16 protein-coding genes are annotated in these 12,439 nt (G+C 67.4%); 14 read left to right on the forward strand and 2 right to left on the reverse strand.

Going from position 1 to position 12,439, the window contains the following annotated elements; translation table 11 throughout:
• Positions 1-363 precede the first annotated feature (363 nt).
• The gene (gene fmdA / locus IB258_RS05950) at positions 364-1,593 is read left to right on the forward strand and encodes a formamidase (RefSeq protein ID WP_054452573.1); all 1,230 of its coding nucleotides are present in this window, start codon (positions 364-366) and stop codon (positions 1,591-1,593) included.
• Between the two features lie 10 nt (positions 1,594-1,603).
• Positions 1,604-1,936: an FmdB family zinc ribbon protein gene (locus IB258_RS05955; protein WP_125472600.1), complete on the forward strand. Its 333-nt coding sequence runs from the start codon at positions 1,604-1,606 to the stop codon at positions 1,934-1,936.
• Positions 1,937-2,010: 74 nt separating this feature from the next.
• Here the strand turns inward: IB258_RS05955 and IB258_RS05960 are convergent, their stop codons facing one another.
• A complete protein-coding gene (locus tag IB258_RS05960; RefSeq protein ID WP_119449266.1) occupies positions 2,011-2,748 on the reverse strand; it encodes an ABC transporter substrate-binding protein in 738 nt (245 codons plus the stop codon).
• Positions 2,749-2,828: 80 nt separating this feature from the next.
• Positions 2,829-3,254 (reverse strand): copper resistance protein NlpE, encoded by a 426-nt coding sequence (locus tag IB258_RS05965; protein WP_054452565.1) that lies wholly within the window; start codon positions 3,252-3,254, stop codon positions 2,829-2,831.
• Between the two features lie 163 nt (positions 3,255-3,417).
• Here IB258_RS05965 and IB258_RS05970 point away from each other — a divergent pair, with 163 nt between their 5' ends.
• The 12 genes from IB258_RS05970 to IB258_RS06025 all read left to right on the forward strand — a co-directional run bounded on the left by IB258_RS05970 (position 3,418) and on the right by IB258_RS06025 (position 12,389).
• Positions 3,418-3,891 carry an OsmC family protein gene (locus IB258_RS05970; protein WP_054452562.1) on the forward strand — a complete coding sequence of 158 codons (474 nt, stop codon included), beginning with the start codon at positions 3,418-3,420 and terminating at the stop codon, positions 3,889-3,891.
• Positions 3,892-3,902: 11 nt separating this feature from the next.
• A complete protein-coding gene (locus IB258_RS05975) occupies positions 3,903-4,550 on the forward strand; it encodes a glutathione S-transferase family protein (RefSeq protein WP_054452559.1) in 648 nt (215 codons plus the stop codon).
• A gap of 111 nt (positions 4,551-4,661) precedes the next feature.
• Positions 4,662-5,108 (forward strand): carboxymuconolactone decarboxylase family protein, encoded by a 447-nt coding sequence (locus IB258_RS05980; RefSeq protein ID WP_054452557.1) that lies wholly within the window; start codon positions 4,662-4,664, stop codon positions 5,106-5,108.
• A gap of 11 nt (positions 5,109-5,119) precedes the next feature.
• Complete coding sequence (locus IB258_RS05985) at positions 5,120-6,049, forward strand: sigma-70 family RNA polymerase sigma factor (RefSeq protein WP_192328636.1); 930 nt, start codon at positions 5,120-5,122, stop codon at positions 6,047-6,049.
• Positions 6,030-6,587: a GNAT family N-acetyltransferase gene (locus IB258_RS05990; RefSeq protein WP_192352298.1), complete on the forward strand. Its 558-nt coding sequence runs from the start codon at positions 6,030-6,032 to the stop codon at positions 6,585-6,587. The genes IB258_RS05985 and IB258_RS05990 overlap by 20 nt, the downstream gene beginning before the upstream one ends.
• Before the next feature lie 23 nt (positions 6,588-6,610).
• The gene (locus tag IB258_RS05995; protein ID WP_225590299.1) at positions 6,611-6,760 is read left to right on the forward strand and encodes a hypothetical protein; all 150 of its coding nucleotides are present in this window, start codon (positions 6,611-6,613) and stop codon (positions 6,758-6,760) included.
• A 5-nt stretch (positions 6,761-6,765) separates the two neighbouring features.
• Positions 6,766-6,990 (forward strand): DUF3820 family protein, encoded by a 225-nt coding sequence (locus IB258_RS06000; RefSeq protein WP_192352299.1) that lies wholly within the window; start codon positions 6,766-6,768, stop codon positions 6,988-6,990.
• Positions 6,991-7,158: 168 nt separating this feature from the next.
• Positions 7,159-7,488, forward strand: coding sequence for a hypothetical protein (locus IB258_RS06005; RefSeq protein ID WP_054452546.1), 330 nt, complete (start codon positions 7,159-7,161; stop codon positions 7,486-7,488).
• A 100-nt stretch (positions 7,489-7,588) separates the two neighbouring features.
• The gene (locus tag IB258_RS06010; protein WP_175164269.1) at positions 7,589-8,467 is read left to right on the forward strand and encodes an AraC family transcriptional regulator; all 879 of its coding nucleotides are present in this window, start codon (positions 7,589-7,591) and stop codon (positions 8,465-8,467) included.
• Between the two features lie 115 nt (positions 8,468-8,582).
• Positions 8,583-10,700 carry a TonB-dependent siderophore receptor gene (locus tag IB258_RS06015; RefSeq protein WP_370539815.1) on the forward strand — a complete coding sequence of 706 codons (2,118 nt, stop codon included), beginning with the start codon at positions 8,583-8,585 and terminating at the stop codon, positions 10,698-10,700.
• Between the two features lie 56 nt (positions 10,701-10,756).
• Positions 10,757-11,185 carry a cupin domain-containing protein gene (locus tag IB258_RS06020; RefSeq protein WP_119449271.1) on the forward strand — a complete coding sequence of 143 codons (429 nt, stop codon included), beginning with the start codon at positions 10,757-10,759 and terminating at the stop codon, positions 11,183-11,185.
• 25 nt (positions 11,186-11,210) lie between these two features.
• Positions 11,211-12,389 carry a RhtX/FptX family siderophore transporter gene (locus tag IB258_RS06025; protein ID WP_370539824.1) on the forward strand — a complete coding sequence of 393 codons (1,179 nt, stop codon included), beginning with the start codon at positions 11,211-11,213 and terminating at the stop codon, positions 12,387-12,389.
• Positions 12,390-12,439: the final 50 nt, after the last annotated feature.

A 12,439-nucleotide genomic window follows, 5' to 3' on the forward strand; every position in this document is an offset into this window, starting at 1 on the left:
CCAATAGATACGCTCACTGCCCTTTGAAAAGGAACTGAATTTCGGATCCATTAGTCTGGCGGAGGTATGTTTCCTGCGTGTGTAGTTTTTTGTATTGAATATATGGAAAGAGTGTTGTGCGATGGCCCTGGATCAGGTGATGGCAGGTGGGGGTGCAGCGGGCGCATGACGCATCCCATGCCTCTTAAGTTCTACTCCGATTTATCCCCTGGTTACTGGTCGAAAACCCAGTTTACGGTTGCCTGAAACTCGCCTACTGTTCTTTACATATCAACGACTTGCAACGCCGCCTGGCGCGCTCGCGAGACAGTCGGAGATAGAAATTTCTGTTTTATCAACAAGTTACGTTGGAGATGAAAGAGAATGACCGATACCCTCATCAAGGTCGACCTGGCCCAATCCCCCTACGAGAACGCACAGATCCACAATCGCTGGCATCCGGACATTCCGATGGCCGTGTGGGTCAAGCCCGGGGATGACTTCGTGCTGGAAACCTATGACTGGACCGGCGGCGCAATCAAGAACGACGACAGCGCCGACGACGTCCGCGACGTAGACCTGTCCACGGTGCACTTTCTCTCGGGGCCGGTGGGTGTGGAAGGGGCCGAGCCTGGCGACTTGCTGGTGGTGGACCTGCTGGACATCGGCGCCAAGCCGGACAGCCTGTGGGGGTTCAACGGCTTCTTCAGCCGCAATAACGGCGGCGGCTTCCTGACCGAGCATTTTCCGCACGCGCAGAAATCCATCTGGGATTTCCATGGCATGTTCACGTCGTCCCGCCATATCCCGGGCGTGAACTTCGCCGGGTTGATCCATCCCGGGCTGATCGGCTGCCTGCCGGACAAGAAGCTTCTGGATACCTGGAACCGGCGCGAGCAGGCGCTGATCGACACCAATCCCAACCGCGTGCCGCCGCTGGCCAATCCGCCCGCGCCGAAGACGGCACACATGGGCGCCATGCAGGGAGCGGAGCGCGACAAGGCGGCGGGCGAAGGCGCGCGCACGGTGCCGCCGCGCGAGCACGGCGGCAACTGCGACATCAAGGACCTTTCGCGCGGCGCGCGCGTGTTCTTTCCGGTCTATGTGAAGGGCGGCGGCCTGTCGGTGGGCGACCTGCATTTTTCGCAGGGCGACGGCGAGATCACGTTCTGCGGCGCCATTGAAATGGCGGGCTGGGTGCACATGCGCGTGTCGCTGATCAAGGGCGGCATGGACAAGTACGCGATCAGGAATCCGATCTTCAAGCCCAGCCCGATCACGCCGGCCTACAAGGACTTCCTGATCTTCGAAGGCATTTCGGTGGACGAATCCGGCAAGCAGCACTACCTGGACGTGAACGTCGCGTACCGGCAGGCCTGCCTGAACGCCATCGAGTACCTGAAGAAGTTCGGTTATTCGGGCGCCCAGGCGTATTCGTTGCTGGGCTGCGCGCCGGTGCAGGGGCATATCAGCGGGGTGGTGGACATCCCTAACTCCTGCGCCACGCTGTGGCTGCCGACGGAGATTTTCGACTTCGACATCCAACCGTCGGCGTCCGGCCCCGTCAAGCACATCCAGGGCGGCGTGGACATGCCGCTGTCGCGCGACCGCTAGGAGCCATCCCATGCCCATGTATGACTATGCCTGCGGCGATTGCGGCGAGTTCGCGGCGCTGGTGCCTCTGGCCCAGTGGCGCGATCCCGCGGCCTGCCCGCAATGCGGCGCGATGTGCGGCCGCATCCTGGGCGGAGCGCCGGCGATCTCGGCGCTATCGTCCGCGGTGAACCGGGCGCGCGCGGTCAATGAACGCAGCGCCCACGAGCCGCGCAGTTCGCGTTCCGGCCACGGCATGAATTGCGGATGCTGCTCCGGCGGCAAGACGGCGGGCAAGACGCGCACCACGCCCGATGGGGCGAAGTCGTTCGCGGGCGCAAGGCCCTGGATGATCAGCCACTGAGGATGCGACGATGGCGCATAAAACAAGGCCCCGCTCGAGCGGGGCCTTGTTCTTGCGAGGCGCGAGCAACGGGCTCAGGCCTCCAGTGGCGCCACCGCGGCGCCCTGGATCTTGTGGCGGGCCAGGGCTTCGGCGACGAAGCCCGATTTCTTCATGGCCTCGACGAAGGCAGCCAGGTAGGCGCTGGCCTTGTCGCCGCGGCTCTTGGGCACGCCCATGGCCTGCCGGATCAGCATGAAGTGGCCGTCCAGCAGGCGCAGGCCGCCCAGGCGCTGCGCGTCGGCTTCAAGCTGCTGCTTCACGCCTGCGGCGACTTCCATGTTTTCCTGCATGAAGGTGTCGACGACGGCGGGCGAGGTTGGCGCGCGGAAGATCTCTGCCTGCTTGAGTTCCCGCGTGAGGTGCAGGTCGTAGGCGCTGCCCTTGCCGACCACCACGCGCTGGCCCTTGCGGTCCACCTGGTCCATGCTGGCGATGGGCGAGTCCTGGCGCACCAGGTACGCGCCTTCGATGACCACGTAGGGCGCGGTGAATGCGATCTGCGCGCCGCGCAGCGGATCGATGGCGAAGAAGCCCACGTCGGCCTCTTCTGCGGCCACGGCATTGACGGATTCGCCGGCCGACTTGAAGACCACCAGTTCCAGCTGCACGTCCAGGCGCCGCGCCAGTTCAGTTGCCAGGTCGACCGAGACGCCGCCGGCCTGGCCGGTGACGGGATCGGCGTGGGCGAGGATGGGATTGCCCAGGTTGATGGACGCGCGCAACGCGCCGGTGGGGGCGAAGGCGGAAAGCAGCTCGTGGTCGGTCTTCATGGTTTCCTTGGGCGTAGGGGCGCGCGCTGGCGCGCACGATGCGGCAAGCATAGCCGCAAGCGCGCGCGTTGCGCGATGCCTTATTGTGCGCGGCGCAGTACGTAGTGCGGGGCCAGCGGACCTGTAGGTCGGGTGCCGTCGCGGTACAGCATGGTCACCTGGTTTTCGCCCACGAAGTAGCGCTGGCTGTCGCCGGACGCGTCCAGGCGGATGGTGCTGCCGTCGGACTCCCAGCTGAATGTGCCGGTTACCACCTCGGGCTGCGGCTGGCGGTCCAGGTACTGGGTCTGTCTTTCGTAGCGGCCATCCTGTTCCAAGGTCAGGCGGGTTCGGATGCCCGGGCAGTCGGCGCAGGGCAGGGTGCCTTCGTAGCTGCCGGCCCAGTCCAGCGAATCGCGGGCGGTGTGGCTGTCGACGGGGGCGGAACCGCCGGCGCCGGGCCGGGAGGGCGCGCAGCCGGCGAGCAGGGCTAGCGTCAGGGCGCAGGTCAGGGTGGTTTTCATCATGGCGAGCTCCTGTTTGGCAAACCGGTCACGATACGGACAGTAACGGGGCGGTGCTGAAACGGGATGTAAAGCGCGGGGGCCGGCAGCGGCCGTGCATGCGCTACGCTACCTTATTTTCCAGGCGCACCGGCCCGGGCCTTCCCTCTTGAACAGGACGATTCCGATGAAAGGCGAACACCGTTACAACGTCACCGTCGACTGGACCGGCAACACCGGCTCCGGCACGTCCAGCTACGCGGCCTATTCCCGCGACCACGTGATCCGTGCGGCGGGCAAGCCCGATGTGCCGGGATCGTCCGATCCGGCCTTCCGCGGCGATCCCGCGCGCTGGAATCCCGAGGACATGCTGGTGGCGTCGCTGTCCGCGTGCCACAAGCTCTGGTATCTGCACTTCTGCGCGGTCGAAGGGGTGACGGTGGAGGCCTACCGCGACGAGGCCGAAGGCGTCATGGTCGAGGACCGCGAGCGTGGCGGCTTCTTCAGCGCCGTCACCTTGCGCCCCGAAGTGACCATCCGCGCTGGCGACGACGCTGCGCTGGCGGCCGAACTGCACGAGCGCGCGCATCATTTCTGCTTCATCGCCAATTCGGTCAACTTCCCGGTGCGTTGCGAGCCGCGCATCGTGCAAGCTGCCTGAGGACCATCGCCATGCTGACCATTTGGGGACGCCGCAGTTCATTCAATGTGCAGAAGGTGCTGTGGCTGGCGGGAGAGCTGGGCCTGGAGTACGAACATGTGCTGGCTGGCGGCGAGCACGGGCTGCTGGACACGGCCGAGTTCCGCGCCATGAATCCGCACGGCAAGGTGCCGCTGCTGCGCGATGGCGCGACGACGGTCTGGGAGTCCCATGCCATCCTGCGCTATCTGGCCGCGCGCGACGGCGCCGGCCGCTTCTGGGCGGACGACCCCGCGCAGCGGGCCGGCGCCGACGGCTGGATGGACTGGGCCCAGACCGCCTTGCAGCCAGCCTTTCTGACGGGCGTGTTCTGGGGCTGTTACCGCACTCCCGAGGCGCAGCGCGACACGGCGGCCATCGAGCGCTCCATCGCCGCCACGCATGCCTGCCTGCGGCAACTGGACCGCGCGCTGGCGGACCGTCCGTATCTGGGCGGCGAAACCCTGGGCCTGGCCGACATTCCGGCGGGCACCACGCTCTACCGCTACTTCGAACTGGACATCCCGCATCCGTCCATGCCCCATCTGCAGGCCTGGTACGAGCGCCTGCAGGCCCGTCCAGCCTATCGCGAACATGTGATGGTGCCGTTCGGGGAGCTGCGCGGACGGCTGGCTTTCTAGCCGGATTTACAAATTTTCCGGCGGGCGATGTCACGTCATGGCAGGCTGTCTCGTCCTACGGGTAATGGCGCCGCATCCTGCGGCGCATGCCTACCTTGCCGGAGACCCGCCATGAGCACCGCCCGCCTGAACGCCTACACCGCCTCGCCCAAGGCCATGAAAGCCATGATCGCCCTGAACGACTTCGTCGAAAGCTGCGGCCTGGAACACAGCCTGCTCGAACTGGTGAAGATGCGCGCTTCGCAGATCAATGGTTGCGCCTACTGCCTGCACATGCATTCCACCGATGCCCGTAAACAGGGCGAAACCGAAATGCGCCTGTACCTGCTGGATGCCTGGCGCGAATCTTCGCTGTATAGCGAGCGTGAGCGCGCCGCGCTGGCGTGGACGGAGTCGTTGACCAGACTTGCCGATACTCGCGCGCCGGACGCGGACTACGCCGAAATGGCAAGGCATTTCAACGAGGAAGAGCAGGTCAACCTGACCGTCGCCATCAACATGATCAATAGCTGGAACCGCATCGCAGTCGGGTTCCGCTCGCAGCATCCCAAGCACTGAGGCCAGGCCGTATGAGCGCGTCCGCCATTCCCGATGCCGTTGCCGACTTCGAGCCCCATCGCAGGCATTTGCAGGGTCTGGCCTACCGCATGTTGGGGTCATGGGCGGAGGCCGAGGACATCGTGCAGGACGCGTGGCTGCGCTGGCGCGACGCGGACCGCGGCCGGGTCGAGACGCCTCGCGCCTTCCTGTCGCGGACGGTCACGCGGCTGTGCCTGGACCAGTTGAAATCGGCGCGCGCGCGGCGCGAGGAGTACGTGGGGCCATGGCTGCCCGAACCCTTGCCCGACGCGGGCAGCTATGAGGCGGCGGGTGCGGGGGAGATTGCGCACGATCTGTCGGTGGCGCTGATGCTGGCGCTGGAGCGCCTGTCCGCATTGGAACGGGCCGCTTTCCTGCTGCACGACGTGTTCGACATGCCGTTCGCGGAGATCGCGGCGACGCTGGGCCGCAACGAGGCAGCCTGCCGCCAGTTGGCCGCGCGGGCGCGCAGCCGCGTGCGCGACGCGCGTCCGCGGTTCGCAGTGACGGAGCAGGAAGGCGCGCGCATCGCCGATGCCTTCTGGCAGGCATCGCGCGCGGGCGATGTGGATGCCCTGCGCAGCCTGTTGGCGCATGACGCCGTGCTGCATGCGGACGGCGGCGGCAAAAAGCTGGCCGTGTTCAGGCCCATTCTGGGCAGCGACAAGATCGCGCGTTTTTTTGCCGGTCTGGCGAAAAAGCCCAGCGGCCAGTTCCTGGACGCCGTGGTGACGCAATTGAACGGCATGCCGGGGGTGCTGGCGACCGAACTGGACGGTTTGCCCCGGTCCACCACGCTGGAGGTGCGCGACGGCAGGATCGCCGCCATCTACATCGTGCGCAACCCTGATAAGCTGCGCCATGTCGCGGCGCTGCCGCCGCAGCCGACCGCGCCCCAGGATGATTCCGCACCTCACTGACTATCCGCAGGACCTGCCCGTACTGGGGCTGGAAGGCTTGCGGCTGCGCCCATTGCGGGAAGCAGACGCGGCCGATTGGCACGCATATCTGCGCGACGAGGCGGTCACGCGCCATACCAGCTGGCAGTTGGACGGACCGGATACGCTGGTGCGCCTGATCCGCAGTTATGGTCAGCCAGCGGTATCGCACAGCCTGCGCCTGGCCATCGTCACGCTGGACGGCGTCTTGGCGGGCACCATAGGCTTGAACGAGATCGCTGCGTCCGCGCGGCGCGCGGAGATCGCCTATGACGTCGCGCCGCCGTACTGGCGGCGTGGCATCGCCACGCGCGCCTGTGTGTCCGTGACCGAGTGGGCCTTGCGCGAGCTGGGCTTCGCACGCATCCAGGCTACCGTGCTGGATACCAACGTGGCGTCGGCCGGCGTGCTGGAACGCTGCGGATTTCAGTGCGAAGGACTGATGCGCCGCTACCGCCTGGTGCGCGGCGAACCTCGCGACTTCTGGATGTACGCGCGGGTCGCTGCCGCGCAGGACTGAAGCCCAACCAATTTGAGAAAACCATGACCTCCGCTTTGATCGTGATAGACGTGCAGCGCGCGCTGTTCGAGACGAATCCCGCGCCAGCCGATGCCGAGGCCGTGCTGGCCCGTATCAATGCGCTGGCCGGGCGTGCGGCGGACATCGTCTTCGCCGCCGCGGCTGCCTGGTGACCGCCATGGATCCTGAACTGCTGTCCTTGCTGGTCACGCGCACCATGCCCTTCGGCAAGTACCAGGGACGCCTGATCGCGGATTTGCCCGGGCCCTACCTGGCCTGGTTCGCGCGCAAGGGCTTTCCGCCGGGTGAATTGGGGCGTCTGCTGGCCCTGATGCACGAGCTGGACCACAACGGCTTGTCTTCCTTGCTGGCGCCGCTGCGCCAGTCCGTGCCGAAGAAGTAGGGTGCGGCCCGCGTAGGGCGGCCCGCCAGAGAAACCCCGGGAAACAACTGTGGCGGATTGTGTAGCGTCTTGGCACGCCGCGCGCCAGCGGCCGGGGATACCATAGTGCGGCATGCCCAGGGGCCCCGGAGCGCGCCCTGGACGTCAGTCCATTGAAGAGAGGTCGTCATGAAGAAACTCCACATTTCCGCCTTCCTGCTTGCCGCCTTGTGCGCGGCCGGCGCCGTACAGGCGCAGAATGCGGCGCCCGTCACGCAGGAGTACCAGTACCCCAGCGTGCGCTCCAAGGACGGCAGCCTGTCGCCGCCTTCCACGTTGCGCATGACGGTCACGCCCGAAGCCGGCTCCGCGCCCGCGGTCATCCGCGACACGCCGGAAAGCCAGGCCCAGTACGTGCGCTGCCGCGAAGTGTCGGACCGCGCCGCCGTGTCGAACGCGCAGATGCAGGCCGGCGTGGCGCAGTGCCTGAAAGAGCTGGAGCAGCGTCGCCAGCAATAAGGCGCGCGCCGCCGCCCAACGGGCGGCTTTCCGTTCTGGTCAAACGGTAATAATATTCAATCTCATCAACAGCGCTGCCCGCCGCGACGGAGCCGCCATCTTGACCGCCGCCCATCCCGAACCTGATTGGACCGTATCGGCCGCCACGCCCGCTATTTCGCTGGCGGGCGGCACGCTGCGCTTTGGCCGCGACGAGCGCGTGCAGGAGCGCCTGGAGCCGGGCCTGAAGCTGGTGCTCGTGCTGGACGGGGACCTGCGCTATAGCGTGCGCGGCGCCGCGTCCACCCGCGTGAGCGGGCCCGCGCTGCACCTGAGCGTGTGCCAGGACGCCATGGGCATGGAGCACGAGTTTGGCGCCCATCAGTCCTTGCGCTTCGTGTCCTTGCGCACGGGACTGGACCATCTGCGCGATGCCTTTGCCATGGACCCGGCCCAATTGGCGGGCCTGCTGCGCGCGCCGCGGGCCGTTGGCGCATACGCCGAGGCCAATATGCGGGCGGACCGCAAGCTGGAGGCCCTGGGCCACCAGATGCTGGCCTGCCCGGTGCAGGGCGCCCTCAGGCGCATGTACCTCTCGGCCAAGGCGCTGGAACTGACCGCGCTTGCCTTGGGCGCGCTGCAGCCGGCGGAGCAGGGCGCTCCCGTGCGCGGCCTGACGCGCGCCGACGTGGAACGCCTGCATCACGCGCGCGACCTGGTTGCGGCGAACCTGCAGGACCCGCCCTCGCTGCCCGAACTGGCGCGACGCGTGGGCGTGAACGTCAACAAGCTCACCACCGGCTTTCGCAAGCTGTTCGGCCAGAGCGTCTACGCCTACGTGCGCGAGCGGCGCATGGAGCAGGCCCAGGCGCTGCTGGCCGAAGGCGCCTATACCGTGTCCGAGGCGGCCTACGCCTGCGGCTATACCGATTCGCACTTCACCAAGGCGTTCCTGCGCCGCTACGGCGTGCTGCCCAGCAGTGTCGCGCCGGGCCGCTAAGGCGTCGAAACTTCCGCAATCGCCAGCAAGACTTCCGCAATCGCCAACGCGCGGCCGCTGTCGTTCCTAGAATTACTTGAGAATTATTCTCAATAAAATTCTAAGAGGACAGGCAGTGCGAAAACAGGTGAAAACGGGGGCGCCGCGCAGGAACGCGGCGCGGGCGCGGCATTGGCCGCTGTGGCTGGCGGTGGCGACGGGGCCGGCGCTGGCGCAGGAGGCCGCGTCGCTGCCGGCGGTGACGGTCAGCGGCGAGGGCGTGGCGCAGGACATGGCGACCCTCGGCAAACTGCCGCTGACGCTGCGCGAGATTCCGCAGTCGGTGACGGTGATCGGGCAGGAGCGGATGCGCGAGCAGAACCTGCAAAGCCTGGATGAGGTGATGCAGCACGCCACCGGCATCACGGTGCAGCCCTATCAGCTGCTGACCACCGCGTACTACGCGCGCGGCTTCAAAGTAGATTCGTTCGAGCAGGACGGCGTGCCCGTGCTGATGGGCAACATGGCGGCATCGCCGCAGGACATGGCGGTGTACGAACGCGTGGAGATCCTGCGCGGCGCCAACGGCCTGATGCATGGCGCGGGCAATCCCGCCGCCACGGTGAACCTGGTGCGCAAGCGGCCGCAACGCGAGTTCTCGTTCAACGGCTCCCTCAGCGCCGGCAGCTGGGATCGCTACCGTGCGGAGACCGACCTGGGCGGCCCCTTGAACGACAGCGGCAGCGTGCGCGGCCGCATCGTCGGCGCCGTGGAAGACCGTGGTTATTTCTATGACGTCGCGGATCAGCAATCGGCGCTGCTCTACGCAATAGGCGAGGTGGACCTGGGGCCGGACACGGTGCTGTCCGCCGGCCTGCAGACTCAACGCATCCGCTCCACCACCAACATGGCCGGCGTGCCGCGCTACAAGGACGGCGGCGATATCGGCCTGAAGCGCTCGACCTACCTGGACGTGGCCTGGGACCGCTTCAACTGGGATACGACGCGCGTGTTCGCGGACCTGGAGCATCGCTTCGGCCAAGGCTGGAGCGCCAAGATCAGCGCCAATTACCTGACCGCGGACAGCAACCTGAAGTACGCCGGCGCTTATGGCGCGATAGACCGCCAGACCGGGTTGGGTTCCTCCTTGATGGGCGCGGCCTACAAGTTCGACAACACCCAGGCCAGCGTGGACGCCTATGTCGGCGGCCCGGTGCAACTGTTCGGCCGGCGCCATGAACTGCTGCTGGGCGGCAATGCCCAACGCACCACGTCCGAGCAGTACAGCGCGGACCTGACGCCCTATCCGAACGTGCCGGTCAATGTCTTCGACTGGGATCCGCACAGCGTGCCCGAGCCTGGCGTGGGGCCGTACACCTCGCCCGGCGAAACCCGGTTGAAGCAGCAGGGCGTCTACGGCATGGGCCGCTTTTCGCTGGCCGATCCGGTGACGCTGGTGCTGGGCGGACGCATGAGCTGGTGGAACCAGAGCGCGCCCCGCGCGCGCCAGCGCATCGATCCGGAGTTCACGCCCTATGGCGGGCTGATCGTCGACCTCGACCGCCAATGGTCGCTGTATGGCAGCTATGCGCAGGTCTTCCAGCCGCAGGGCGAGCTGACGCGCGACGGCCAGCCGCTGGATCCCATTACCGGCACCAACTACGAGGCCGGCGTCAAAGGCGAACTGGCGGACGGCGCCTTGAACCTGTCGCTGGCCGTGTTCCAGATACAGCAGAAAAACCGCGCGCAGGAGGACCCGGCATGGCCATGCGTGGGCCGCAACTGCTACTACATCTCGGGTGGGGAAGTGCGCAGCCGTGGGATCGAGGCTGAAGCCTCCGGCAGCATCACGCCCTATTGGACGGTGGCCGCGGGCTACACCTTCAACACCAGCAAGTACCTGACGGATTCGGAATCCGGCGGACAGCCGTTCGCGCGCTTCACGCCCAAGCACATCTTCCGCCTGTGGACCAACTATGCCTTGCCCGGCATGGAGCGGCGGCTGAGCGTGGGCGGCGGGCTGCAGGTGCAGTCGGGCTATTCCACGGTGTCCGGTCCCGTCACGCTGCGCCAGGGCGGCTATGCGCTGGTGGATCTGCGCATGGCCTATCGCGTGGACAAGCACGTGACCGCGGCGCTCAACGTCAACAACCTGTTCGACCGCGGCTATTACCAGAGCCTGTCGGGCACGGCCTGGAACAACCGCTACGGCGAGCCCCGCAACGTCATGCTGACCCTGCGCGCCGAATACTGATGACCCGCGGCGGACGCCCACCGCGCGCGTCCGCCGGCAACCAGAAGGAGAGATCGATGAGTGCACCCGATACCGGGCCGGTGTTCGACTGGCTGGACCACTTCGTGGCGCTGGGGCGCGACGGCGCCATGCGCGACGTGGGCCGTCTGCGCCGCCTCGCGCCGCAGGACGAATGGCTGGTCGGCATCAAGGCCGTGGCCAGCGACGCCGACGTGCATGGCGATGTGTGGGAGCGCCACCCGGCCGGCGATGAAATGCTCTGCGTGCTGGAAGGGCGCGTGGTGGTCACGCTGATGGCGGAGGACGGCGTCCAGACCGACATGCTGCTGGATACCCGACGCAGCGCCATCGTGCCGCGCGGCGTGTGGCACAGGCTGCACGTGGCCTGTCCCGGCAAGATCCTGTTCGTGACGCCGGGGCAGGGCAGCGAACACCGTCGCGCGGATGCGCCGCAATCCCGCAGCCCCTTGTTGAAGGAAATCTGAAGTGAACCGTATTGCAGACGCACGCATGTTCGTGATGATAGGCGCCTTGTATTTTTCCCAAGGCATACCGCTGGGCGTGGCCATGGAGGCTTTGCCCACGCTGCTGCGCCGCGACGGCGCGGACCTGCACGCGCTGGCCTGGCTGCCGCTGGTCGGCCTGCCGTGGGTGCTGAAGTTCCTGTGGGCGCCCATGGTCGACAACCGCTGGACCCGCGCCATGGGCCGGCGGCGCAGCTGGATCCTGCCGATGCAGGCCGTGGTGCTGGCCTGCCTGCTGGCGCTGTCCTTGCTCGGCATCGATGCCGCGGGGGCGGCCTGGGTGGTCGCCCTGATGGCGCTGGCTTCGTTGGCCAGTGCGACGCAGGATATCGCCACCGACGGCCTGACGGCGGAGCGCTTCCAGGGGCAGGATCTGGCGCGCGCCAATGCCGTGCAGGTGGGCGGCACCATGGTGGGCTTCTTCTTCGGCGGACCGGGTTGCCTGGTACTGGCCGGCCATATCGGACAGACCGGGGCGTTGCTGACCCTGGCGGCCGTGGTGGCGTTCAGCCTGCTGCTGGCGGCCGCCTGGCGTGAAACCGAACTGGCCATGCCCGCGGCCAGGCGCCGCGCCACGCTGGGCGCCTTCGTGCGCCGCCCCGGCGCCTGGGCCCTGGCCGCGGCCGCCTTCCTGTCGGCCATGACGGCGGTGGCGGGCTATGGCCTGTCCAAGCTGTTCCTGGTGGATGCGGGCTGGGCGGTCGAGGCCGTGGGGCGCGTCGGCATGGCGGGGGGCGTGGTGACGGTGCTGCTGGGCTGCGGCGGTGGGGCATGGCTGATCGGCCGGCTGGGCGCGCGCGCGGTGCTGGCGCTGGGCCTGGCTGCCTCGGGCGCGGCCGCGCTGGCCTGGATGGCGCAGGCCCAGGGCTGGATGCCGTCGCAGGCGGGCAGCGCCCTGGGCGCGCAGGCGCTGGGCGCGTTCGGCGCGGGCGCCGCGTCCGTGGCCCTGATGACGCTGGCCATGCGCTTTGCCAGCCGCGGCGAGCAGGCCGGCACCGACATGACGGCGGTGCAGAGCGCGCGCGACCTGGGCGAGATCCTGACCTCGTCCCTCATGACCGGGCTGGCGGCCCAGGTCGGCTACGCGGGGGGCTTTGCCAGCGGCTTGCTGGTGGCGGCCGCGACGCTGGCGTTCACGGCCAGGGCGCTGGCGCGCACGGGCTGATATGGCGATTCTGGCGGTTGCGGCTACACTTATGCGCCGTTTTGCTTTCA

The sequence above is a fragment of the Achromobacter sp. ACM02 genome (assembly GCF_014851605.1).
GTDB lineage: Bacteria > Pseudomonadota > Gammaproteobacteria > Burkholderiales > Burkholderiaceae_B > Achromobacter > Achromobacter aegrifaciens.